The following is a 23,992-nucleotide window of genomic DNA, read 5'->3' as shown; positions in this document are numbered from 1 at the left end:
CATGACCTGGGTCTCCGCGGTCGCGCGGTTGCGGGCACGCCGGGAACCCGGCGTGCTGGTGACCGTCGCGACCGTGCGCGGCCACGCGCCCCGGCGGGCCGGCGCGAAGCTCGTCGTGGGTCGGACCGAGACCTGGGGCTCGATCGGCGGCGGAAACATCGAGGCCGTGGCGATCGACCGCTCGCGCGAGCTGAACGGCATGCCGGGGGCGGAGCCGGAACTCATCGAGTTCGCCCTGAACGACAAGGTCACCGGTCCGCACGGAGTCCAGTGCTGCGGCGGCGCCGTCTCGGTCCTGCTCGAACCGCTTCCGGTGGTCCAGGCGGTCGCCGTCTTCGGTGTCGGGCACGTCGGTCTCGAACTGGCCCGCATCCTGGCCCGCCACGATCTCGATCTGCATCTGGTGGACAGCCGCCCCGACATGCTCACCGACGAACGGCTCGGAGTCCTCGCGGACGCGGTGGCGCAGATCCACGTGCACCACACGCCGCTCCTTCCCGAGCAGGTGCTCGCGGAACTCCCGTCCGGGACACACGTCCTGATCATGACTCACGACCACGCGGAGGACGCCGCCCTGTGCGACGCCGCGCTGCGCACCGACGGTCTGGGTTCGATCGGGCTGATCGGCTCGGCCGCCAAGTGGTCCCGCTTCCGGCACCGTCTGACCACCGAGGGCGGGCATGAGGACACCGCCATCGACCGGATCAAGACCCCGGTCGGCATCCGCGAGATCACCGGCAAGGAGCCCGCCACGATCGCGGTGAGCATCGCGGCGGACCTGCTCCGTGCCTTCGAGCGGGAGGGTGACTGAGGCGTCGTCGCTATCCGCCGCCACCCGGCATCACCCCGCCGCCCTTGAGGCGTTCGAGGTCGGAGGCGCGGGTCTCGATGACGAAGAGGGCGATCAGGGCGGCGACCACGGCGAAGATCGCCGCCGTGACGAAGCCCGCCGAGACGCCGGAGGTGAGGACCTGGTCGGCGTAGGGCGGCGGGAGTTCGCCGGTGCGGGCGAACTCGGCCTTCTCCAGGGGGCCCGCCTGGGAGAGGAAGGCGGGCACCTGCACATCGGCCTCGTTCCGGCTGTACGTGCCGAAGACGGTGACCAGGATCGAGAGGCCCAGCGAACCGCCGACCTGCTGGGTCGCGTTGAGGATGCCGGACGCGGCGCCGGCCTCGCGCTGTTCGACGTTGGACAGCGCCATGATCGTCAGCGAGACGAACATCAGACCCATGCCGAGGCCGAAGACCAGGATCGGACCGAGGATGCTGCCGCTGTAGGTCGAGTGCACGTCGGTGAGGGTCAGCCAGGCCAGTCCCGCCGCGGCGAGGAGCGAACCCGTCACCATGAAGGGCTTCGGACCGTAGCGGGGCAGCAGGTTGGAGGTCAGGCCCGCGCCCACCGCGATGATCGCGCTGACCGGCAGGAAGGCGAGGCCGGTCCGCAACGGGCTGAAGTCCAGCACCTGTTGGACGAAGAGGGTCAGGAAGAAGAACATCCCGAAGATGGCCGCCGCGAGACAGAGCATGATCGCGTAGGTGCCCGAGCGATTGCGGTCGGCGAACATGTGCAGGGGCGTGATGGGCTGTTGCGAGCGGCGCTCGACGAGGATGAACGCCGTGAGGAGCACCACCGCCGCGACGAACGAGCCGATCGTGAGCACATCGCGCCAGCCCTCCTGGGCGGCACGGATGAAGCCGTACACGAGGGCGACCATGCCGAGCGTGGCCGTGAGCGCGCCCGTGAGGTCGAAGTGGCCGGGATGACGCTCGGACTCCTTGACATGACGTGGCGTCAGTAGTGCGATGACCAGGGCGATCGGCACGTTGACGAAGAAGATCCAGCGCCAGTCGAGCCACTCCACCAGCATGCCGCCGGCGACGAGTCCGATGGCGCCGCCGCCGGCCGAGACTCCCGCGAACACCCCGAAGGCGCGGTTGCGCTCGGGGCCTTCGTCGAAGTTGGAGGTGATGAGGGCCAGGGAGGTCGGCGAGGAGATGGCGCCGCCGACGCCCTGGAGGGCCCGGGCCGCGAGGAGTTGCCACTCGCTCTGGGCCAGACCGCAGAGCAGGGAGGCGAGTCCGAAGAGCAGGACGCCGAAGATGAAGACCCTCCGCCTGCCGAGGATGTCGCCGGCGCGGCCGCCCAGCAGCAGGAGGCCGCCGAAGGTCAGCGTGTAGGCGTTGACCACCCAGGCCAGGCTCGTGGTCGAGAAGTCCAGGGAGCGCTGGATGTCCGGAAGCGCGATGTTGACGATGGTGATGTCGAGGACGACCATCAGCTGGCAGGAGGCGATGACGAAGAGCGCGATGCCCTTGCCGTCGCCCGAGCCGCCGGAAGTCGGGTCCACCGCCGGAGTCTTCGGCTTCGGTGTGCTACTCATGATTCGTTCATGGCGCAAGCGCCCTCACCGCAGGAGCCGTGGGCCGGTCGGTCCACCTTTCGACCCTAAGCCCGGCCCTCGTCGGCGACCAGTCGATCAAGCGCCGGCCGCTCCCGTCGCCCTCGGACGTCATCGGGCGCCGGGCGGGGCCCAGTTCGGCGCGTACGGCTCACCGCGCGGGGCGCGAAGTTCCGCGTTCCTGAAGCCCGGCACCGTACGCGTGAAGCCCGGCACCGTACCCCCGAAAGCCCGACGCCGCACCCCGTGCTCCCATGGCCCGGCGACGCCCCGCCACCGTTCGCAGGGTGCTTCCGTCCGGTTCGGGTGAGAATGCGGGCATGTGGGCTCTCTTCGACGCCCTCGGGCGTCCCGGTCGCCGTCCCCGGCCCGGACCTGGCGGTGCCACGACCCCGCCCCGTCTCGGGTCGGTGACGTCCGTCATCCCATCGATACGTCTCGGAGGCGGCCCCAGGGCCGCGGGCGGAGGGCAGGGACCATGGAGCTGACCCCCTCCGGACACACCGACGCCTTCGCCCGGGAGCGGCTGCCGCCCGCCGCCCAGTGGCCCCGGCTGGTCTTCGGGCTGCCCGGCCTCTCGTACCCCGAACGGCTCAACTGCGCCGCCGAACTCCTCGACACCACGACGGAGCGGTTCGGCGCCGGACGGCCGGCCTTCCACGACGGGGACGGCGGCGTCTGGAGCTACGGCGAGCTGCGCGCGCACGTGGACCGGATCGCCCACGTGCTCACCGGCGACCTCGGCCTGCGGCCCGGCAACCGGGTGCTGCTGCGCGGGCCGACCACCCCCTGGCTCGCCGCCTGCTGGCTCGCGGTCGTGAAGGCCGGGGGGATCGCCGTGTCCGTCCCGCCCCAGCAGCGGGCCGCCGAACTCGCCTTCGCCGCCGGGACGGCCGCCTGTTCCCTGGCGCTCTGCGCGGCGGAAGCCCTCGACGAGCTGCGGGCCGCGGGCATACCGGGCCTGACCATCGTCCCGTACGGCGGCGAAGAGCCCGACGACCTCCTCGCCCGCGCCGCCCGCCGGACCGCCCGCCCCTACCGGGCGGCCGACACCGCCGCCGACGACGTGGCCCTGATCGCCTTCACCTCCGGCACCACCGGCCGCCCCAAGGGGTGCGTCCACTTCCACCGGGACGTCCTGGCCGTCGCCGACACCTTCTCCGCGCACGTCCTGCGGCCCCGCCCGGACGACGTCTTCGCCGGCTCCCCGCAGCTCGCCTTCACCTTCGGCCTCGGCGGGCTGCTGTTCTTCCCGCTGCGCGCCGGGGCCAGCGCCGTCCTCCTCGACCAGGCCGGGCCCCAGCAGCTGCTCGCGGCGATCGGCCGGCACCGGGTCTCGGTGCTCTTCAGCGGCCCCACCGTCTACCGGCTGATGCTCCGCCTGCTCGACGCGGGGTCCGGCGCCGACCTCTCCTCGCTGCGGCGCTGCGTCTCCGCCGGCGAGAACCTCCCCGAAGCGGTGTGGACCGCCTGGTACGCCCGGACCGGCCTCCGGCTCATCAACGGCATCGGCGCCACCGAGCTGCTGCACATCTTCGTCGCGGCCGCCGACTCCGACAGCCGCCCCGGCACCACCGGCCGGCCGGTGCCCGGCTGGCAGGCCGCCGTCCTGGGCCCGGACGGGCGACCGGTGCCGGACGGGCGGGAGGGGCTGCTCGCCGTCCGCGGGCCGGTCGGCTGCCGCTACCTGGCCGACGGCCGCCAGACGGAGTACGTCCGGCACGGCTGGAACCTCACCGGTGACCGGTACGTCCGCGAGCCCGGCGGCCGGTTCCGCTACGTCTCCCGCGCCGACGACATGATCATCTCGGCCGGGCACACCATCGCCGGCCCCCAGGTGGAGGAGGTCCTGCTCGCCCATCCGGACGTCGTCGAGACGGCGGTCGTCGGCCGCCCGGACCCGGTGCGGGGCGAGGCCGTCGTCGCCTACGCGGTGGTGCGGAAGGGGGTGCCGCGCGACGCCGCCACCTCCGCCGCGCTGCGCGCCTTCGTCCGCGCCCGGCTCGCCCCGTACAAGTCCCCCCGCGCGGTCGTCTTCGTCGACGCCCTCCCCCGTACCGCCACCGGCAAGCTCCAGCGCCACCGCCTGCGCGACGCCGGCCCCGGCCCGGGCTCCGGTTCCGGCTCCGACCCCAACCCCGGCTCCGACCTCAACCCCGGCTCCGGCCCTACCCCCGGCTCCGGCGTCGGCCCCGGTTCCGGACCGCAGCCGGACGGGGCCGGATCCGCCGGGGTGGCGCGCCACGGCCTAAAGTGATCACGTGGCCGAGCAGCACACCCCCCGTTCCCTGATCGTCTCGCTCTACGGCGCCTACGGCCGACCGTCCGAGGAGACGCCGATGCCGGTCGCCGCGCTGATCCGGCTGCTCGCGGCGGTCGGCGTGGACGCGCCGTCGGTGCGCTCCTCGGTGTCCCGGCTGAAGCGGCGCGGACTGCTGCTGGCCCGCCGGACGCCCGACGGCTCGGCCGGGTACGCGCTCTCCGACGACGCCCGGCGGCTCCTGGAGGACGGCGACCGGCGGATCTACGCCCGTACGGAGCCGTCCCTGGCGGACGGCTGGGTCCTCGCCGTCTTCTCGGTCCCTGAGCAGGAGCGGCACAAGCGGCACCTGCTGCGCTCCCGGCTCGGCCGGCTCGGTTTCGGGACGGCGGCGCCGGGCGTGTGGATCGCTCCGGCCCGGCTGTACGAGGAGACCCGCAACGCCCTGGAGCGCCTGGAGCTCTCCGCGTACGTGGACTTCTTCCGGGGCGAGCACCTGGGGTACACCGCGACGGCGGAGGCGGTGGCCCGCTGGTGGGACCTGCCGGCGATCGCCCGGCTGCACGAGGAGTTCCTGGCCGGTCACGAGCCGGTGCTCGCGGCCTGGCGGGCGGCGCCGGGCCGCCCGGCGGAGGACGCCTACCGGGACTACCTCCTCACCCTGGACGCCTGGCGCCGGCTGCCGTACGCGGACCCCGTGCTCCCGGCCGAGCTGCTGCCCGACGGGTGGCCCGGGCGGCGGTCGGCCGAGGTCTTCGCGGAGCTGCACGCGCTGCTGTGGGAGCGGGGCGCGGAGCACGTCCGGGCGGTGGAGAAGGACCTGTAGGCCGTACGTCGTTCGCGACGGCGCACGGCGTACGGCGCACGGCCACCCGCCCCCGAAGGTCCCGCCCCGGCGGTGACCTGGGTCCCGCCGGGTCAGGAGGGGGGCCTCTGTGGCCGGGAATCGACCCCCCTCTATGGTGGAAACCAGGACGTCTCGGGTCGGCCCGCTCCGTTCCCCCTCGCCTCCGTTCCCTCCTCGCCCGTCCGCCATCCCGGCCAAGGGAGCCCGTTCCCATGCCTGAAGTCACCGGCGGCGCGTCGCCCGCCGCACCAGGAGCCTGTCGGCGGATCCGGCTGCCCCGTACGACCGCCGCCGTCCCGATCGCCCGGGCCCTCGTCCGTGACGCCCTCGGCGCGGGCGACACCGCCGTCGCCGACCGGCCGGACCGCGACACGGCGGAGCTGCTCACCGCCGAACTGGTGGCCAACGCGGTCGAGCACACCTCGGGCGACGGGCCCATCGAGCTGGTCGTGGAGCTGCTGGCCGCACCGGACGGCTGTCAGATCGAGGTGCACGACCCCGATCCGGCCCGCCCCGGCCGGCTGGTCTGCCCGGATCCGGAGGCCGAGGTGGACCCCTGGCAGGAGCACGGCCGGGGGCTGCTGCTGGTCCGGGCGCTCAGCGCCGACTGCGGCCACCGCCCGACCGCGGACGGCAAGGCGGTCTGGTTCACGCTCCCCCGGGTGCCCGCCCAGCGGAGCCCTCGGCGGGCGTGAGGGCGAGGCGGGAGCGGCGGCGCCCGTAGACGGCGTACAGCACGGATCCGGCCACGAGGAAGCAGGCGAAGACGAGCCAGGTGCGCCAGCCGGTGCCCCAGACGAGGTAGAGGCAGAAGCCGATGCCGAGGATCGGGCTCAGCGGGTACAGCGGCACCCTGAAGGAGCGGGCGAGGCCGGGCTCGCGGCGGCGCAGCACCATCACCGCGAGGTTGACCACGGCCATGATCGCGAGGGTGCCGATGGTGGTGAGGCCGACGACCACGTCGAGCGGGGCGAAGGCGGCCGGGACGGCGAAGACGCCGGCGACGATCCAGGTGTTGGCGACGGGGGTGGAGGTCTTCGGGGAGACCCGTTCGAGGACCCGGGGCATCAGGCCGTCGCGGGACATCGCCATCAGGATGCGGGTCTGGCCGTACATGACGGCGAGGACGACGGAGGCGATGGCGACGACCGCGCCGAAGGCGATGATCCCGCCGCCGATCGAGGAGCTGGTGACCTGGTCGACGACGAGGGAGAGCGCGGCCGGCTTCCCGGCGACCTCGTCGGCGCCGAGCGCGCCGATAGCGGCGAGGGCGACCGCGCAGTAGAGCACGGTGACGACGCCGATGCAGATGAGGATGGCGAGCGGGATGTTCCGGCCCGGGTTCTTCACCTCCTCGCCGGCGGTGGTGATGGCGTCGAAGCCGATGTACGAGAAGAAGGCGACCGAGGCGCCGGCGGTGATGCCGCCCATCCCCTCGGTGGCGAACGGCGAGAGGTGCCCGGCCTGGAAGGCGGAGAAGCCGATCGCGCAGAAGACGATCAGGATGCCGATCTTGAGGATCGACATGGCGGCGGTGGCGCGGGCGCTCTCGCGGACGCCGCGGACGAGGAGGGTCGCGGCCATCAGGATGACGGCCACGGCGGGCAGGTTCACCACCCCGCCCTCGGTGGGGCCGGCGGCGAGCGCGTCGGGCAGCCGGAGGCCGGTGAGGCTGTGCAGGAGTTCGTCGAGGTACTGGCTCCACCCGACGGCGACCGCGGAGACGGAGACGCCGTACTCCAGGAGCAGGCACCAGCCGACGAGGAAGGCGGCCCGCTCGCCGAGGCTCGCGTAGGCGAAGGAGTAGGAGGAGCCCGAGACGGGGATCGCGCCGCCGAGCTCCGCGAACGAGAAGGCGGTGAAGACACAGGTGATCGCGGCGAGGACGAAGGAGACGACGACCGCGGGTCCCGCCTCGGCGACGCTGTCGGCGAGTCCGACGAAGATGCCGGTGCCGACGATCGCCCCGACGCCGAAGCACACGAGCTGGAAGAGGCCCATGGTGCGTCTGAGGCTGTGGCCTTCGAGGTCACCGCCGGATTCGGCGATCAGCTGCTGGGGGGATTTGATCCGCGAGAACATGCGGGACTGCGCTCTCATCTCTGGCCCTGCCGGCCGTACTGTTCGTGGCCGTGGTCGTGCCGTTCGTGTCCGTACATGCGTCAGGGGGGCCCGGGCATATGTGCCCGGACCCCCCTGAAGCAGGTCGATCCTACGCTCCGGCGGGCCCCGCCATGGTCGCGACGAGGACGGCCTTGATGGTGTGGAGCCGGTTCTCGGCCTCGTCGAAGACGACGGAGTGCTCCGACTCGAAGACCTCGTCGGAGACCTCCAGCTCGGTCAGCCCGTGCCGGTCGTGGACCTCGCGGGCGACCTTGGTGCCCAGGTCGTGGAAGGCGGGCAGGCAGTGCAGGAACTTCACGTCCGGGTTCCCGGTGGCGCGCAGGACGTCCATGGTGACGGAGTACGGGGCGAGGGCGGCGATCCGCTCGTCCCACACCTCCTTGGGCTCGCCCATCGAGACCCACACGTCGGTGACGACGAAGTCGGCGCCCTGGACGCCTTCGGCGACGGACTCGGTGAGGGTGAGCGTGGCGCCGCTGCGGTCGGCGAGCTCACTGGCGGCGGCGACGACCTCCTCGGCCGGCCAGTACGCCTCGGGGGCGACGATCCGCACGTCCATGCCGAGCAGGGCGCCGGTGACGAGGTAGGAGTTGCCCATGTTGAAGCGGGCGTCGCCGAGGTAGGCGAAGGTGACGCCGTCCAGCGGCTTCTCGGTGTGCTCGGCCATGGTGAGGACGTCGGCGAGCATCTGGGTGGGGTGCCAGTCGTCGGTCAGACCGTTGAAGACGGGTACGCCGGCGAAGGCGGCCAGCTCCTCCACGGTGGCCTGGCTGTCGCCCCGGTACTCGATGCCGTCGAACATGCGGCCGAGCACGCGGGCGGTGTCCTTCACCGACTCCTTGTGCCCCATCTGGGAGCCGGAGGGGTCGAGGTAGGTGGTGGAGGCGCCCTGGTCGGCGGCGGCGACCTCGAAGGCGCAGCGGGTGCGGGTGGAGGTCTTCTCGAAGATCAGGGCGATGCTCCGGCCGCGCAGCCGCTGTGTCTCGGTCCCCGCCTTCTTGGCGGCCTTCAGCTCGGCGGCGAGGTCGACCAGGCCGCGGAACTCCTCGGCGGTGAAGTCCAGCTCCTTGAGGAAGTGGCGGCCGGAGAGGTGAAGGGCCATGGGGGGCGCTCCTGAGATGCGGTCGGGGCGGGTACGGAAAGACCTTGGAAGTGTATACATAACACAGCATGCTTATACAGCCCTCCGGGTGTCCCTCCGTTCACATCGATCAGCACGTCCAAGGGTCCCCCCGCTCCCACCGGCAGCCCCTCCGATGCCCCTCCGGCACTCCCCCCGCTCACACCGGATCCCGCACCACCGGGCAGCTCATGCAGCGCGGACCGCCCCTCCCCCGCCCCAGCTCGCTCCCCGGGATCTCGATCACCTCGATGCCCCGCTTCCGCAGATGCGTGTTGGTCGTCACGTTCCGCTCGTACGCCACCACCACCCCCGGCTCCACCGCCAGCACGTTGCAGCCGTCGTCCCACTGCTCCCGCTCCGCCGCGTGCACGTCCTGCGTCGCCGTCAGCACCCGTACGTCCTGGAGCCCCAGCGCCGCCGCGATCGCGCTGTGCATCTGCTCCGGCGGATGGTCGGTCACCCGCAGCGCCTGCCCCTCGTCCCCCGGCTCGATCGTGTACGAGCGCAGCATCCCGAGCCCCGCGTACTGGGTGAACGTGTCCCCGTCCACCATCGTCATCACCGTGTCCAGATGCATGAACGCCCGCCGCTTCGGCATGTCCAGGGCCACGATCGACCGCGCCGAACCCGCCGCGAACAGCCCCCGCGCCAGCATCTCCACCGCCTGCGGGGTGGTCCGCTCGCTCATCCCGATCAGCACCGCGCCGTTGCCGATGACCAGCACGTCTCCGCCCTCGATCGTCGACGGATAGTCCGCCTGCCCCTCCGACCAGTGGTGGAACGGCCCCGCCTCCGGGGCCGTGAAGAGCGGATGGTGCTTGTAGATCGCCTCGAAGTGGACCGTCTCCCGCTGCCGCGCCGGCCAGCGCATCGCGTTGATCGACACCCCGTCGTAGATCCACGCCGAGGTGTCCCGGGTGAAGAGGTGGTTCGGCAGCGGACCGAGCACGAAGTCGTCGAGGTCCAGCGCGTGGAACCGGACCGACGTCGGCTCCCGGTGCTCGGCGAGGAACTCCCTCTTCGTCATCCCGCCGACCAGCGCCTCCACCAGCGCCCCGGTGTCCAGCGAGTCGAAGGCCGCCCGCAGATGGTCGGCGGCGAGCGGCCCGTACTCCTTCTCGTCGAAGACCCGGTCCAGAACCAGCGCCCGCGCCACCGGCACGTCGAGCACCTCCCGCAGCAGATCGCCGAAGAGGTGCACCTCGACCCCCCGGTCGCGCAGCACGTCCGCGAACCCGTCGTGCTCCTGACGGGCCCGCCGCACCCACAGCACGTCGTCGAAGAGCAGGGCGTCCTTGTTGGTCGGGGTCAGCCGCTTGAGCTCCAGATCGGGGCGGTGGAGGATCACGCGGCGGAGCCGGCCGGTCTCGGAGTCGACATGGAATCCCATGCGCCCATCCTGACGGAGCCGACCGCCGACCGCGTGACACACGCACGACCGAATTCCGTTGAACCGCCCGGGACGTAGCCCTCGCGGGGGCCGAGGCAGAGGGCCGGGGTCGAGGGCCGGGGGCCGGGGGCCGCCCTGGCCGCCCGCCCCCGGCCGGCCACCCGGCCACCCGGCCGCTACAGCCTCGGGTCCACCGGTTCCGACTCCAGCGCCAGCACCGCGAAGACCGCCTCGTGGACGCGCCACAGCGGCTCGCCGGCCGCCAGCCGGTCCAGCGCCTCCAGCCCGAGCGCGTACTCGCGCAGGGCCAGCGAGCGCTTGTGGCCGAGGTGGCGCTGCCGCAGCCGCGCCAGGTTCTCCGGACGGGTGTACTCGGGGCCGTACACGATCCGCAGGTACTCCCGGCCCCGCACCTTCACGCCCGGCTGCACCGGGCGGCCCGAACCGTCCCGGACGAGCGCGGCCAGCGGCTTCACGACCATGCCCTCGCCGCCGGCGCCGGTCAGCTCCAGCCACCAGTCGGTGCCCGCGCGGACGGACGCCTCGTCGCCGGTGTCGACCACGATCCGCCGCGTCACCTGGAGCAGCCCGGTCGGATCGTGCTCCACCAGCCGGTCCAGCCACCCCAGCTGCGTGTCGTGCGGCACGTCCGCGAGCGACCGCCCGCGCCCCGCCAGCACCTGGAACGGCGCGAAGCGCACCCCCTCCAGGCCCTCCGTCGGCCAGCAGTAGCGCCGGTACGCCTCGGTGAACGCGCCCGCGTCCACCGCCCGTTCCCGCTGCGCGGCCAGCAGGCCGTCGAGCCCCTCGACCCCGCGCGCGACCGCGGCCTCCAGTGCCCGTACGGCCTCCGGGAGGACGGCGCCGGAAGCCGCGCCGACCGCCGCGTACTGGTGGCGCAGCAGCCCGCCCGACTTCAGCGACCACGGCATCAGCTCGCCGTCGAGCAGCAGCCAGTCCGTGTCGAGCTCCTCCCACAGCCCCGCCGCGCCGATCGCCGTCCGCAGCCGGGCGAGGACCTGCTCGGTGGCGGCCGCGTCGTCGAAGAAGGGACGTCCGGTACGGGTGTGCAGCGCCCCCGTCGGCCCGTCCACGCCGAACCGCTCCCGGGCCGCGTCCGCGTCCCGGCAGACCAGCGCCACCGCCCGCGAACCCATGTGCTTCTCCTCGCACACGACCCGCCCGACGCCGTCCGCCCGGTACTGGGCGAACGCCTCCGCCGGATGCTCCAGGTAGCCCTCCGCGCCCGCCGTCGGCGTCGGCGCCATCGTCGGCGGCAGGTAGGCGAGCAGCCGGGGATCGACCGCGAACCGGCTCATGACCTCCAGGGCCGCCGCCGCGTTCTCCTCCCGCACCGCCACGCGGCCCATGTGCGTGGTCTCCACCGTCCGCCGCCCGTGGACGTCGGCCAGGTCGAGCGGCCGGCCCTCGTGCCCGCCCGGCGCCTCCGACGCCAGCGGGCGGGCCGGCTCGTACCAGACCTTCTCCGCGGGCACGTCGACGAGCTCGCGCTCCGGCCAGCGCAGCGCGGTCATCCGCCCGCCGAACACGGCACCCGTGTCCAGGCAGATCGTGTTGTTGATCCAGGACGTCGTCGGCACCGGCGTGTGCCCGTACACGACCGTCGCCCGGCCCCGGTACTCCTCCGCCCACGGGTACCGCACGGGCAGCCCGAACTCGTCGGTCTCGCCGGTGGTGTCGCCGTACAGCGCGTGCGAGCGGACCCGGCCCGACGTGCGGCCGTGGTACTTCTCGGGCAGGCCCGCGTGGCAGACCACCAGCTTCCCGTCGTCCAGGACGTAGTGGCTCACCAGGCCGTCGATGAACGTGCCCACCTCGTCGCGGAACGCGGCGGGCTCGCGCTCCAGCTGCTCGACGGTCTCGGCGAGACCGTGGGTCAGCTGGACCTTCCTGCCCTTCAGCCAGCGCCCCAGCTTGTTCTCGTGGTTGCCCGGCACGCAGAGCGCGTTCCCGGCCGCCACCATGCCCATCACCCGGCGCAGCACGCCCGGCGAGTCCGGGCCCCGGTCGACGAGGTCGCCGACGAAGACCGCCGTACGCCCCTCCGGGTGTGCGCCGTCCACATAGCCGAGGCGGCCGAGCAGCGTCTCCAGCTCGCTCCGGCAGCCGTGGATGTCTCCGATGATGTCGAACGGGCCGGTCAGGTGGCGCAGATCGTTGAACCGGCGCTCCAGACGCACCTCCGTCGTGTCCACCTCCTCGGCCGACCGCAGCACGTGGACCTTGCGGAAGCCCTCCCGCTCAAGCCCCTTCAGGCCGCGGTGCAGTTCGCGTCGGTGACGGGGGATCACGTGGTCGGGCATGCCGGCCCGGTCGGCCCGCAGCGCGTTCCGCGCCCGGCAGACCGACTCGGGAAGGTCGAGCACGATCGCGATCGGCAGCACGTCGTGCGCCCGCGCCAGCTCCACCAGCCTCCGGCGCGCCTCGCGCTGCACGTTGGTGGCGTCGACGACGGTCAGCCGGCCTGCCGCGAGCCGCTTGCCCACGATGTAGTGCAGCACGTCGAACGCGTCCCGGGACGCCGACTGGTCGTTCTCGTCGTCCGCGACGAGCCCCCGGCAGAAGTCCGAGGACACCACCTCGGTCGGCTTGAAGTGCCGCCGCGCGAACGACGACTTGCCGGAGCCGGTCGCGCCGACGAGGACGACGAGCGACAGATCGGTGACGGGCAGCACCCGCCGCCTCCCGCCGGGGGCGGTCACATCGGCGCCACCGGCCGCGTCGGTCACCTCGGCCACATCCCTCATGTCAGCCGCATCAGCCACATCGGCCGCATCAGCCACGTCGGTCTTCTCCGCACTCATGCCCGGTCCCCCTTCTCCCTCTCGTCGTCATCCGCTCCCGTGCGCGTGAACACGGCCATCTGCGTCGGCGCGCCGACCTCGGGGTCCTCCGGCCCGACGGGGGCGAACGCCGCCCCGTACCCGTAGCGCCCCGCCACGCCCTCGGCCCACTCCCGGAACTCCGCCCGGGTCCACTCGAAGCGGTGGTCGCCGTGCCGGACGTGCCCGGCGGGCAGCGACTCCCAGCGGACGTTGTACTCGACGTTCGGGGTGGTCACGATGACCGTGCGGGGCCGGGCCGAACCGAACACCGCGAACTCCAGGGCCGGCAGCCGCGGCAGGTCCAGGTGCTCGATCACCTCGCTCAGCACGGCCGCGTCGTACCCGGTCAACCGCTTGTCCGTGTACGCGAGCGAGCCCTGCGTCAGCGAGACCCTGGCGGCCTGCCGCTCCCCCATCCGGTCCAGCCGCATCCGCCGCGCGGCCACGGTCAGCGCCCGTACCGACACGTCCACGCCCACGATCTCCGTGAACCGGACGTCCTTCAGCAGCGCCTGCACCAACTGGCCCTGCCCGCAGCCCAGATCGAGCACTCGGGCGGCACCGGCCGACCGCAGCGCGGCCAGGATCGCGGTACGCCTCCGCTCGGCGAGCGGCACCGGCCGCTCCTCCGTGTCGCTCGTCTCGTCCACTGCGTTGTCGACGTCGTCGACGTCGAGCCCGTCGACCTCGGCCAGCCGGACCAGCTCCAGCCGTTCCGACGCCTCCCGGGCGAGGCTCCGGCGGCGCGACAGGTAGCGGGTGGTGATCAGCTCCCGCCGGGGGTGCGTCGCCAGCCAGCCCTCGCCGGCCCGCAGCAGCTTGTCCACCTCGTCGGGCGCCACCCAGTAGTGCTTGGCGTCGTCGAGCACCGGCAGCAGCACGTAGAGCTGGTTCAGCGCGTCCGCGAGCCGCAGACCGTCGCCCTCCAGCACCAGCCGCACGTACCGCGAGTCGCCCCACTCGGGGAACTCCGCGTCCAGCGCGACCGGTTCGGCCTCCACCGTCGCCCAGCCGAGCGGCCCGAACAGATCCCGGACCAGCTCCGCGCCACCCCGCGCGGGCAGCACCGGCACCTCGATCCGCAGCGGCAACGGCTCCGCCGCCCGCTCGGGCAGGGCCCGGCAGACCCCGTGCAGCGCCGTCTTGAAGACCTGCGCGAGGGCGACCGCGAGCAGCGAGGACGCCGCGTAGGGACGGTCGTTCACGTACTGCGCGAGGGCCGCGTCCGGGGCGCCGCCCCGCCCCTTGCCCTGGCCGCGGCGCACCAGCGCCACGGGGTCCACCTCCAGGAGCAGCGCCGCGGTGCAATGCTCCGCGGTGGCTTCGGGGTAGAGCACGTGCGCGGTGCCGTGCGAGGTCGAGAACGCCTGTGCCCGCTCGGGATGCTTGTGCAGCAGAAATCCGAGATCGGTCGCGGGTCGCTCCGGGGTGCCGGTGGTACTGATCGTCAGGAACACACCCCCGAGTATGAACACGCACCACCCCACCCACCAGGCATTTTCGGGGCCGTGGCTGCTGCGAGGATGGTCCCATGGACACAGCGCGACGGACGACGACCTGACGGCCCTCCTGCGCGGCACGGTCACCGCCCACCACCCCGACGAGCGGACCACGATCACTCCGCTCGTCTGCCCGGCCTGCGACGGGAACCGCTTCGAGGTCGTCGGTGACGAGTGCTTCTGCGAAGGCTGCTGCCTGCCGCTCGGCATCGAGGACGGCGGTGTCCACCCGTACGGCTACCCCTGGCGCCTCACCCCCGCCCGCCCCCTCCCCTCCCCCGTCTTCGCCTGCCCCGACGGCCACGACCTCTTCGAGGCCGCCCTCGCCCTCACCACCGCCCCGCCCGACCGGCCCCTCCGCCTCTCCCTGGCCCTCCGCTGCACGGACGACGGCACCGGTTTCGTCCACGTCGACGAGGCGACGATCGCGCCCCGCCCCTGCCCGTGTCCCCCCGGGACGCACGCCCGATCGCCCGCGGACCCTTCGCTCTAGCCCTTCGCGTCGCCTCCCCTCCGTCCCTCTCCCTCTCCCTGTCCCCTCGCTCCGGCGAGGGCGGCGATCGTCGCCGGTCCGACGCGGCAGCAGCCGCCGACGAGGCGGGCGCCGGCCGCGGTCCAGGTGGCGGCGAGGGCGGCGGCTTCGGTCGGGCCGAAGGCCGCCGGGCCCCGCCAGGCGCCGGCACCGGTGTCCCAGTGCTCCCCGCTGTTGGGGTAGGCGAGCCCGGGCTTGCCACCGACCGCGACCGCCACGGCCACCGCCTCCGCGGCCTCGGCCGGGTCGCAGCAGTTGACGCCGACCGCCACCACCTGGTCGTTCCCGGCCGCCACCGCGAAGGCGTCGGCCAGGTCCTGGCCGGCCCTCGTGCGGCCGCCCGCCACCGTGTACGAGAGCCACACCGGCACCCCGCACCCGGCGGCGGCCCGCAGCAGCGCCTCCGCCTCGTCGGCGTCCGGCACCGTCTCCAGGGCCAGGACGTCCGGTCCCGCCTCCGCGAGCGCCGCCACCCTCGGGCGGTGGAAGCGCTCCAGCTCCCGCACCGACAGCCCGTACCGTCCCCGGTACTCGCTCCCGTCGGCCCGCATCGCCCCGTACGGCCCGACGGAGGCCGCCACCCAGACCTCCCCCCGCCCCGCCGCGCGGGCCAGCGACACGCTCCGGCGCAGGAGCGCCGTCGTGGCCTCGCGGCCGAGACCCCGTCGGGCGAAGCCCTCGTAGGTGGCCTGGTAGCTGGAGGTGATCAGCACCTGGGCACCGGCACGGACGTAGGCGGCGTGGGCCGCCTCGATCCGGTCGGGCGCGTCGGCCAGCAGCCGCGCCGACCAGAGCGCGTCCGACAGGTCGCAGCCCTGGGCCTCCAGCTGGTTGGAGAGCCCGCCGTCGAGAACCAGCACCCCGTCGGCGAGCGCCTGCGTGAACGTCCGGGCCGGTGCCATCGTCATCTCACCCCAGCTGCGGTGCGACCTGAGCGGAGATCAGCTCCAGGTGGTCCAGGTCGTCCAGGTCGAGGACCTGGAGGTAGACCCGGGAGGAGCCGACCGCCGCGTACCGGCCGAGCTTGTCTACGACCTCGGCGGGCGAGCCCGCGAGGCCGTTGGCCTTGAGTTCGTCCACCTCCCGGCCGATGGCGGCGGCCCGGCGCGCCACCTCGGCGTCGTCCTTGCCGACGCAGACGACCAGCGCGTTGGAGTACACGAGGTCGTCGGCGCGCCGGCCGGCCTCCTCGGCGGCGGCCCGGACGCGTCCGAACTGCCGGCGGGTGTCCTCCAGGGACGCGAACGGGATGTTGAACTCGTCCGCGTACCGCGCCGCGAGCCGGGGCGTGCGGGTCGCCCCGTGGCCGCCGACGAGGACCGGGATCTTCCTCTGGGCGGGCTTGGGCAGGGCGGGCGAGTCGGCGAGGCGGTAGTGCTTCCCCTCGTAGGAGAAGGTCTTGCCGACCTCGGTCCCCCACAGGCCCGTGACGATCGCCAGCTGCTCCTCCAGCCGGCCGAACTTCTCCTTCGGGAAGGGGATGCCGTAGGCGGTGTGCTCCTCCTCGAACCAGCCAGCGCCGAGGCCGAGTTCGATCCGTCCGCCGGACATCTGGTCGACCTGGGCGACCTGGATGGCGAGGACGCCCGGCAGCCGGAAGGTGCCGGCGGTCATCAGGGTGCCGAGGCGGATCCGCTGGGTCTCGCGGGCCAGGCCCGCCAGGGTGATCCAGGCGTCGGTCGGCCCGGGCAGCCCGTCGGACGAGCCCATGCGCAGGTAGTGGTCGGAGCGGAAGAACGCGTCGAATCCGAGGTCCTCCGTGGCGCGGGCGACCCGGAGGAGGGTGTCGTAGTCGGCGCCCTGCTGGGGTTCTGTGAAGATGCGAAGATCCATACCTCCATCCTGCACCGAAGGGTGCGTGTCAAGCCGCGCGTCAGCGCGCGGTGCCGTCCGGCTCGGTCGGGTGAATATCCGTCCCCCCTGGCGGGACGCGTCACCGCTGGCCAGTGACCGTGACCGGGCCTCGTCGTTTGCCGGGGCGGAGCCGGACCGCCCGGCCCGCGTGCCGGCGGCAGCAGCCGGTGCGTCGTTCTTCTCCCGTGATCCCGTCCGCGCCGGCCGGGGCCCGGGGCGAGGAGGCCGCGATGTCCCAGGAAGCCGCGTCGGAGCAGGCGCTGCCCGAGCAGCAGGTGCCACAGTCCGTGCCCGCCCAGCAGGCTCCCGGAGCCCCGAAGGGACTGCTCCAGCAGATGGAGGAGCTGATGGCGGCACTCTCCGCCGATCTCTCCCAGCTGGACGCCGACCTCCAGTCCTCGGCCGACCGGCAGGAGCCGGAGCCGCGTGCGGAGCCCGAGTAGGAGCCGGAGCCGGAGCCTGCCGTCAGCCGTCGCGCCGACGACGAGGGCCGTGAGGTCCACGAGGGTCGTGAGTCTCGCGAGGGTGGTGAGGGTCATGGGCTTCGTAGGCGTCATGAGCTTCATGGGGGGGCATGGGCTTCATGAGGGCCGTCACGCCGGAGGAGACGGCGAGCCGCGACGCTGACCCTCCCCTCCCCCGCTGCCCGGGCCCGGGACCGTCACCGGTCCCGGGCCCGGTCGCGTCCCCGCTCCCGCTCCCCGTCTCGGTCCCGTTCCCCGTCCCGATCCGCTTGCCGAGCCACACCGGTCTCCCACTCAGGATCCGATCCCTGTCCAGGCCCTGGTCCAAGCCCCGACCCCGATCCGAGCCCCGATCCCAGCCCTGGGTCAGGGCCCGGGCCCGGATCCGACCCTGGCCCTGATCCGGGCCCCGGCCCTGATCCGGGCCCCGACCCCGACCCCAGCCTCACCCCTGGTTCCGGGTCCCGCACGGGCTCGGGGGCCGTGCGGGACGTCGGGTTCCTGGGGTGGGAGATGGCCGGCGGGGGGCCGGCACGGCCCGGCGGCGGGTCGGGAGGGCGGGCCCGTCCCTGTTCTCGGACATCGAGGCGCCGGAGCATGCCCCGGACGCGGTCGCCTGCCTCGTCGGCCGCGTCGATGGCCTCCATGCACTGCCAGTACAGACCCTCGTCGTCGGTGACCGAGGCCACGCCGACGAGCGCGATGCCGACCTCGCCGAGGAGCTCCCCGAGAGCGGTGAGCGCCGAGCGCGGGTCACCGACCTCGGTGAGCCGGGCGGCGCGGGGGCCGGCCGTGCCCCACGCCGGGTACTCCCCGGCCTCGCTGAGCCCTCGCGCCTCACCGCGCAGCTCCAGTGGTCCGCAGAGCGCGAGGTGACTGCCTATCGCCTGGGCGAGGGCCCGCGCCTGCCATGCCTCCGCCACGATGTCATGTGCTGTCCCGCTCTCGGCCAGCGCGTGCAGGCCGGCCAGGACGAGTCGCTCCGCTTCCATCAACTCCGCCCCCGTTCGTGCGACTTGCTGTTCCCTTCAGTCCACTACCCAGAGTGAGGCCGCCTGAGCCCCCGCACCAGAGGAATTCGGAAATCTGTGGACAGGCAGCTCGATCGAGGGATAGCGATCACTCCGAAGAGTGACGATCATCGCCACCCTTGCCCGATTCGCCCTTTCCGTCCCGTCTACGGGCAGGGAAGCGGAGCTCGTTCCGGTCGATCTTGGCGGCCAGGGCGGCCAGCGGGTCGATCCCCAGACCATGGCAGAACTGGAGGAGGTAGGCCAGGACGTCGGCGACCTCGTCCGCGACCCGGTGGGCGGAGTCCGGGTCCTCCATCACCTTGTCCGCCTGCTCGGGCGTCAACCACTGGAAGATTTCCAGGAGTTCGGCGGCCTCCACACTGAGCGCCGCCGCCAGGTTCTTGGGCGTGTGATAGGGCTGCCAGTCGCGCGCCGCCGCGAAGTCGGCGAGACGGCGCTGAAGCCCGGCCACGTCGCGCCCGCCATCACCCATACCTCCGCCACCGCCCGCATCTCCGTCGGCGCCCGTATCTCCGTCGGCGTTCGCCTCCCCTCGGTCGCTCACGCGCCCGCGGTCGCCTTCGCGCCCCCGGCCGCCCTCATGCCTGTGCTCGTGCTCGGTGTCCGTCACGACGTCAGGTCTACCACCGCGACTCCGGCCGTCTGCCGGCCTTGCACCGCCGCGCTCTCTCCGACCGAGCCGACGAGCCGGATGTGGCCGTCGGCGGCGATGGCCGCGGTGAGGCCGAGGAGCGCGGTGACCTGGCGGGAGTCGAGTCCCCTGTCGAGGTCGTCGGTGAGGAGGGTGAGGCACTGCATGGCGTCGGGGACCTCGGCGATCCGGTCCATGGCATAGACGCCCGGGCCGGTGAGAAGCGTCAACGCCAGTGCGAGGTAGCGGAGTTCGCCGTCACCGAGGCGTTCGAGCGGGGTGGCCGGGCGGGCACCGCGGGCGAGAACCGCCTGGACGGTGCCGTCGGAGACTTCCCGCACGCCGATGCCGGTGACGGGACCGGCGCAGCCCGCCGCGGCGACGCCCGCCAGCCGCTGGTGGCGGCGGGGGCAGGCGGTGTGGGTGCGGTGCAGGACCTCGGCGAGGTTGGCGCAGTCGCGCAGGAGCCGGCCCTCGCCGGGGACGACGGGGGCGCGCATCCTGCCGGGGACGGGGACGCAGGGGAAGAGCGAGCGGAGGCCGACCACGGTCTGCTCGGCGGCGGCGAGCACCTCGCGCTGGCCCTCGGTGGCGCCCGCCACGCGCAGCGGGAGGAGGGCGGTGCCGAGGAGGTCGTCGGGGAGCGGGGCGCGGGTGACGGGGGTGCTGCCTGCCGTCAGCCAGGCGGCCTGGACGGTGCTGCGTCCCGGATCCCTGAGGGCGGTGGTGAGGAGGGTGCGGCCGTGGCGGGTGAGGCGTTCGCCGACGATGCGGAGCTCCGGGTCGGCCTGGACGGCGAGATCGAGCCGGACGGGTCCGACAGGCCCGTCGACCGTGCAGCCGATGCGGAAGCCGCGGCGCCCCTGAGCGTCGGGCAGCGCGCTCTCGGGGACATGGGCGGCGGGGTCGGGGAACACCTCCCCGAGCGATTCCCCCGCGCCGAGCCGGGCGAGCGCCTCGTACGCACCGAGGACGGTGGACTTGCCGCTGCCGCTCGGCCCGGCGAAGAGGGTGACCGGACCGAGCGGGTGGACGGCACGCCGAAGCCCGGCGTAGGCCGAGAGGCGTAGTTCGCTCACGACGGGCCGCGCGACGGCCTGCTCCTCGACCCCTGAACGGGCTCGCCGGTCGAGAGGCGTGGGGGCGGCTGGAGAGGTCGGTGCAGGTGCGGGCGTAGGGGCAGGTGCGGGCGTAGGGGTAGGTGCGGGCGTACGAGTCAGCGCGGGCGTACGGGATCCGGATCCCGCAGGGCCCGTACCCGCCCCCGTACCGGATCCCCGGCCCGACCCCGTACCGGATCCCCTACCCGGCCCCGTGCCGAACCTCGCTCCAGGCGCCGCACCCGGCACCGCCCCGGACCCCGCGCCCGCCTTCGTACCGACCCCGCCACGTGAGTCCGGCCCCTCACCCGGGGGCGGTGGCGTCGGGCGGGGACGAGGGACGGTGTCCGGACGCGGGGTGCGAGCACCTGGGGTACGGCGGTCGGACGGACGAGGGTCGGGGGTGCGGGTGCCAGGGGCGCGGGTGTCAGGAGTACGGGCGTCAGGGGTACGGGTGTCAGGGACACGAGGGTCGGGCGTACGGGTGTCGGGGGTGCGTACGCCGGGCGTACGGGTGTCGGACGCGCGGGCGTCAGGGGTGCGGGGGCCGGGGGTGCGGGCGAGGGCGGGGCCGCCGGTGAGGTCCATGATCGGAACGTACGCGGGGGTGACGCTGACGAACCGTTACGGCGAGATGACCTTCCTACGATCGGGGGACGCTCGCGCGGGGGGCGCCGACGGGCTCGTCGTCCTCCTCGCCGGCCGGGCCGTCGCCGGTGCTCTCGACCTCGGTCCCGGGCGGGGCGAGCAGGAAGACGTTGCGGTCGACGCGGTGCATGCCGCTGCCGAGCCCGAAGACGACGCCGCTGCTGAAGTCGAGAACGCGCTTGGCCACTTCCGGGTCGGCGCCGGTGAGGTCGAGCAGGACCGGGATCTGGGCGATGAGGTACTCGGCGACCTCGCGGGCGTCGGCGAAGACCTGGACCCGCAGCACGACCATGCGGCGCTGTTCGACGGATTCGTACTGCTCGGGGATCGTGCGGTGATCGACCCTGGACGGCCATTCGTCACGGCCGCGCAGCGGCAGGACCTGGGCCAGGCCCTCCCACTGCTCGTCGGTGACGTCGTACCTCTCGTACCTACTCATGGCCCCATCCTCCCGCTCCTCACCCGTTCGGCCCAACAACGACACGAACGACACGGCCGAACGGGTCAGGGACGGGCTCGTCGGTCCCGACGGGCTCGTCGGTCCCTGGGACTCACGCGAAGGTCTTGGCCAGGCGGCCCAGCCCCTCGGCGATCTCGTCGGGCGCGTGGGTGGTGAAGGAGAGGCGGAGGGAGGCCCGGTCGGGGGTGCCGGAGAAGAAGGAGGCGCCGGGGACGTACGCGACGTCGTGTCCGATGGCGGTGGCGAGGAGGGCGGTGGCGTCGTGGCCGTCGGGGAGGGTGGCCCAGACGAACATGCCGCCCTCGGGCCGGTTCCAGCGGCTGCCTCCGGGGAGGGCGGCGGGCAGGCCGGCGAGCATGGCGTCTCGGCGGGCCCGGTAGGCGGAGCGCATGCCGGCGACGTGGGCGTCGAGGTCGCTGTCGCGGAGGTAGCGGGCCGCCGCGGCCTGGTCGACGGTGGAGGTGTGCAGGTCGGCGGCCTGCTTGGCGATCACGCAGGCGCGGCGGAGGGCGGCCGGGGCGCGGAGGTAGCCGAGGCGCAGACCCGGGGCCATGACCTTGGAGAAGGAGCCGAGGAGCGCGGTGCGGTCGGCGGCGGCGGGGTGGCAGGCGAGGTTCGCGACGGGTTCGCCCTCGAAGCGGAGTTCGCCGTACGGGTCGTCCTCCGCGATCCAGAAGCCGTGCCGGGCGGCGGCCTCGGCGACGGCGGCGCGGCGCCCGGCGGGGAGGGTGCGGCCGGTCGGGTTCTGGAAGGTCGGGATGAGGTAGAGCAGGGTGGGCTTCTCGCGGGCGGCGATCTCGTCGAGGGCCTCGGGGACGATGCCCTCGTCGTCGGTGGGGACCGGGACGACGCGGGCGCCGGCGAAGCCGAAGGTCTGGAGGGCGGCGAGGTAACAGGGGTCCTCGACGAGGACGACGCCGCCGGGTTCGAGGAGCGCGGTCGCGAGGAGGGTGAGCGCCTGCTGGGAGCCGGTGGTGACGAGCAGGTCCTCGGCGTCGGTGGGCAGTCCGCGGGCGGTCAGCCGGCCGGCGACGGCGCCCCGGAGCGTGGGGTCGCCCTCGGTGGTGGAGTACTGGAGGGCGGCACGCGGGCTGTCCGTCAGGACGGCCTCGTAGGCGGCCTTGATGCCTTCGGTGTCGAAGAGTTCGGGGGCGGGAAGACCGCCGGCGAAGGAGATGACCTCGGGCCGTGCCGTGAGCGCCAGGATCTCGCGTACCGGCGAGGTGGCGACGTTGCCCAGCCGGGAGGCGACGGGGGGCGTGGGGGCGGCGGGCGCGGAGACCGGGGTGGCGGCAGAAGGCATGCGGTTCAGTGTAGGGAGCAACCGTCTGCTGTCCAGGATTTTCTTGTGATCCAAATCCCTTGGGTGGGGGCGGAGTTGGGGACGTCGATCGCCGCGGCGACGGTGGCGGGGCCTGTGGAGGTGGCACCGCCGGCCGCGAACGTGCGGGTGTACGGGATGCGATGGGTGTCGAGGGCTCGGCGGGTGGCGTCGGCGCGCGCCTCGGCTCCGGGGGTGGCGGGGTCGTGGAGGACGCCGGCGACGGAGCCGCTGTGGGAGATCTGCACGCCGACGGCGCCGGTCCGGCGGGCCAGGGCGACGAGATCATCGAACTCCGGGTGGCGCAGGATGTGTTGGGCTCGCCGGGCGCTGGCCGTGGCGACCCGGCCGAGAAGCGCGGCGTCGCCGTCGGTGACGGCTCGGCGGAGCTGGTCGCGGAGGAGGCCGTAGGCGCGGAGGGCGGCCTCGGTGGGCGGGGGCGCGGGCAGGGCCAGGGTGTCGACCGGGGCACCGCCACCGAGGAGGCAGCCGACGACGAGGAGCGGGGGCAGGGCGGGTCCGAGGACTTCGAGGACGCGGCCCTCGCGCTGGGCGAAGAGGACGGGCCGGGCGTCCGCGTCGAGCATGAGCGGGTCGCTGGCGCGTTCGGCGCGGACGGCGAGCCGGGCGGTGATGCCGGGATCGAGGCGGATCCCGTACGCGTCGGCGACGGCGCGCACGGCCGCGAGGACGTCGCTGGTGGAACTGCCCATGCCCAGTCCGAGCGGAACGGCGCCGGTCAGGCGCAAGGTGCCGCCGTAGGCGGGCCGGCCGGTGCGGGCCGCGCAGACGGCGACGGCGAGCCGGACGGCGCGGGCGGCCTTGGCGCGGCCGTCGGGGACGACGGTCACGGCACCTGGCGGGGTGCCGGGCCGGGGGATGAAGTCGGCCCGGGTGCCGGGGGCGGCGACGGGGAGCGTGACGAGGCCGGCGCACGGGCGACCGTCGTCACCGCGGAAGTAGCCCTGGAGGAGTTCACCGTGATGGGAGGAGGCGTGACCGGTGCCGGTGCCGATGCCCTCGCGGGGGGTGGGGGTAGCGGTGGGGGTGAGAGGGGGCGTGGGGGCGCAGGTCAGGGTCGGGGTGCTGGTGGTCACGGGGAGATTGTGGCTACAGGGGTGCGGGGGCTACGGCGGCGGGGTGGGGAACGGGCACGAAGGCGTAGGAGCAGGGGCGTAGGGGCGGGGGCGTAAGGGCGGGGGCGTAAGGGTACGGAGACGGCACCTGAGGAGCGTTCCGTCCCAGCAGGGCTGTTTGAGGATTCGGGTGACGAAGCCGCTTGGATCAGGTGATCGCGCGTGTGCCGATCGGGTCGCGCCAGGTCGATGTGGATGCGCGGGTGAGCCGTCGGCTCATGAAGTCGACCGTGGCCCCTGAACCACGGCTTCGGAGCGGTGGGGGTGGGGGGTGGGTTTCGTAGTCGTGGGCGAGCCGGCGATGGTCGACCTGACAAGCCGCCG

Annotated in this window: 19 protein-coding genes and 1 pseudogene; 6 read left to right on the top strand and 14 right to left on the bottom strand. The window is 73.6% G+C overall.

The window, feature by feature from the left end; genetic code table 11:
• The first annotated feature begins 1 nt into the window (after nt 1).
• A complete protein-coding gene (gene xdhC / locus ACFYT9_RS13315; RefSeq protein WP_387270053.1) occupies nt 2-811 on the top strand; it encodes a xanthine dehydrogenase accessory protein XdhC in 810 nt (269 codons plus the stop codon).
• 10 nt (nt 812-821) lie between these two features.
• Here xdhC and ACFYT9_RS13310 read toward each other — a convergent pair whose 3' ends face one another.
• On the bottom strand, nt 822-2,381 hold the full coding sequence (locus ACFYT9_RS13310) for an MFS transporter (RefSeq protein WP_387270018.1): 1,560 nt from the start codon (nt 2,379-2,381) through the stop codon (nt 822-824).
• Nucleotides 2,382-2,877: 496 nt separating this feature from the next.
• On the opposite strand from ACFYT9_RS13310, the gene ACFYT9_RS13305 reads away from it, so the two are divergent.
• From ACFYT9_RS13305 to ACFYT9_RS13295, 3 genes are all read left to right on the top strand, one after another.
• Nucleotides 2,878-4,656 (top strand): AMP-binding protein, encoded by a 1,779-nt coding sequence (locus tag ACFYT9_RS13305; RefSeq protein ID WP_389163107.1) that lies wholly within the window; start codon nt 2,878-2,880, stop codon nt 4,654-4,656.
• 4 nt (nt 4,657-4,660) lie between these two features.
• Nucleotides 4,661-5,485: a PaaX family transcriptional regulator C-terminal domain-containing protein gene (locus tag ACFYT9_RS13300; RefSeq protein WP_389163105.1), complete on the top strand. Its 825-nt coding sequence runs from the start codon at nt 4,661-4,663 to the stop codon at nt 5,483-5,485.
• 233 nt (nt 5,486-5,718) lie between these two features.
• On the top strand, nt 5,719-6,201 hold the full coding sequence (locus ACFYT9_RS13295; RefSeq protein WP_389163102.1) for an ATP-binding protein: 483 nt from the start codon (nt 5,719-5,721) through the stop codon (nt 6,199-6,201).
• Here ACFYT9_RS13295 and ACFYT9_RS13290 read toward each other — a convergent pair.
• The 5 genes from ACFYT9_RS13290 to ACFYT9_RS13270 form a co-directional block, all read right to left on the bottom strand.
• Nucleotides 6,155-7,606 (bottom strand): amino acid permease, encoded by a 1,452-nt coding sequence (locus tag ACFYT9_RS13290; protein ID WP_389163099.1) that lies wholly within the window; start codon nt 7,604-7,606, stop codon nt 6,155-6,157. The two genes, ACFYT9_RS13295 and ACFYT9_RS13290, sit on opposite strands and share 47 nt — an antisense overlap.
• A gap of 112 nt (nt 7,607-7,718) precedes the next feature.
• The gene (argF, locus tag ACFYT9_RS13285; protein WP_389163096.1) at nt 7,719-8,732 is read right to left on the bottom strand and encodes an ornithine carbamoyltransferase; all 1,014 of its coding nucleotides are present in this window, start codon (nt 8,730-8,732) and stop codon (nt 7,719-7,721) included.
• A gap of 178 nt (nt 8,733-8,910) precedes the next feature.
• Nucleotides 8,911-10,143, bottom strand: coding sequence for an arginine deiminase (locus ACFYT9_RS13280; protein ID WP_389163094.1), 1,233 nt, complete (start codon nt 10,141-10,143; stop codon nt 8,911-8,913).
• Between the two features lie 176 nt (nt 10,144-10,319).
• Nucleotides 10,320-12,911, bottom strand: coding sequence for a polynucleotide kinase-phosphatase (locus tag ACFYT9_RS13275; protein WP_389163372.1), 2,592 nt, complete (start codon nt 12,909-12,911; stop codon nt 10,320-10,322).
• 53 nt (nt 12,912-12,964) lie between these two features.
• A complete protein-coding gene (locus tag ACFYT9_RS13270; RefSeq protein ID WP_389163092.1) occupies nt 12,965-14,446 on the bottom strand; it encodes a 3' terminal RNA ribose 2'-O-methyltransferase Hen1 in 1,482 nt (493 codons plus the stop codon).
• Between the two features lie 10 nt (nt 14,447-14,456).
• Here ACFYT9_RS13270 and ACFYT9_RS13265 point away from each other — a divergent pair, with 10 nt between their 5' ends.
• Entirely contained in the window at nt 14,457-14,981 is a 525-nt protein-coding gene (locus ACFYT9_RS13265) for a hypothetical protein (RefSeq protein WP_389163089.1), read from the top strand.
• Here the strand turns inward: ACFYT9_RS13265 and mmuM are convergent.
• A complete protein-coding gene (gene mmuM, locus ACFYT9_RS13260; protein ID WP_389163369.1) occupies nt 14,978-15,922 on the bottom strand; it encodes a homocysteine S-methyltransferase in 945 nt (314 codons plus the stop codon). The genes ACFYT9_RS13265 and mmuM overlap by 4 nt on opposite strands.
• Nucleotides 15,923-15,929: 7 nt before the next feature.
• Entirely contained in the window at nt 15,930-16,853 is a 924-nt protein-coding gene (locus ACFYT9_RS13255) for an LLM class F420-dependent oxidoreductase (protein WP_389163086.1), read from the bottom strand.
• Nucleotides 16,854-17,104: 251 nt separating this feature from the next.
• Here ACFYT9_RS13255 and ACFYT9_RS13250 point away from each other — a divergent pair, with 251 nt between their 5' ends.
• Nucleotides 17,105-17,317 carry a hypothetical protein gene (locus ACFYT9_RS13250; protein ID WP_389163083.1) on the top strand — a complete coding sequence of 71 codons (213 nt, stop codon included), beginning with the start codon at nt 17,105-17,107 and terminating at the stop codon, nt 17,315-17,317.
• Nucleotides 17,318-17,859: 542 nt separating this feature from the next.
• On the opposite strand, the pseudogene ACFYT9_RS13245 reads toward ACFYT9_RS13250, so the two are convergent.
• The 6 genes and pseudogenes from ACFYT9_RS13245 to ACFYT9_RS13220 form a co-directional block, all read right to left on the bottom strand.
• A pseudogene (locus tag ACFYT9_RS13245) lies at nt 17,860-18,330 on the bottom strand (DUF6099 family protein); the annotation flags it as partial.
• A 127-nt stretch (nt 18,331-18,457) separates the two neighbouring features.
• Nucleotides 18,458-18,844 (bottom strand): nucleotide pyrophosphohydrolase, encoded by a 387-nt coding sequence (locus ACFYT9_RS13240; RefSeq protein WP_389163366.1) that lies wholly within the window; start codon nt 18,842-18,844, stop codon nt 18,458-18,460.
• Nucleotides 18,845-18,978: 134 nt separating this feature from the next.
• Nucleotides 18,979-20,223 carry an ATP-binding protein gene (locus ACFYT9_RS13235; RefSeq protein WP_389163363.1) on the bottom strand — a complete coding sequence of 415 codons (1,245 nt, stop codon included), beginning with the start codon at nt 20,221-20,223 and terminating at the stop codon, nt 18,979-18,981.
• Between the two features lie 523 nt (nt 20,224-20,746).
• Nucleotides 20,747-21,190: a cell division protein SepF gene (locus tag ACFYT9_RS13230; protein ID WP_376595303.1), complete on the bottom strand. Its 444-nt coding sequence runs from the start codon at nt 21,188-21,190 to the stop codon at nt 20,747-20,749.
• Between the two features lie 112 nt (nt 21,191-21,302).
• Nucleotides 21,303-22,514: a PLP-dependent aminotransferase family protein gene (locus tag ACFYT9_RS13225; protein WP_389163081.1), complete on the bottom strand. Its 1,212-nt coding sequence runs from the start codon at nt 22,512-22,514 to the stop codon at nt 21,303-21,305.
• A gap of 5 nt (nt 22,515-22,519) precedes the next feature.
• Nucleotides 22,520-23,629, bottom strand: a complete 1,110-nt coding sequence (locus tag ACFYT9_RS13220; protein WP_389163078.1) for a GHMP kinase — start codon at nt 23,627-23,629, stop codon at nt 22,520-22,522.
• Between the last annotated feature and the right edge of the window lie 363 nt (nt 23,630-23,992).

Source organism: Streptomyces sp. NPDC004435 (assembly GCF_042873895.1).
Classification (GTDB): Bacteria; Actinomycetota; Actinomycetes; order Streptomycetales; family Streptomycetaceae; genus Streptomyces.
This window is presented reverse-complemented; position numbering and strand designations above follow the sequence as displayed.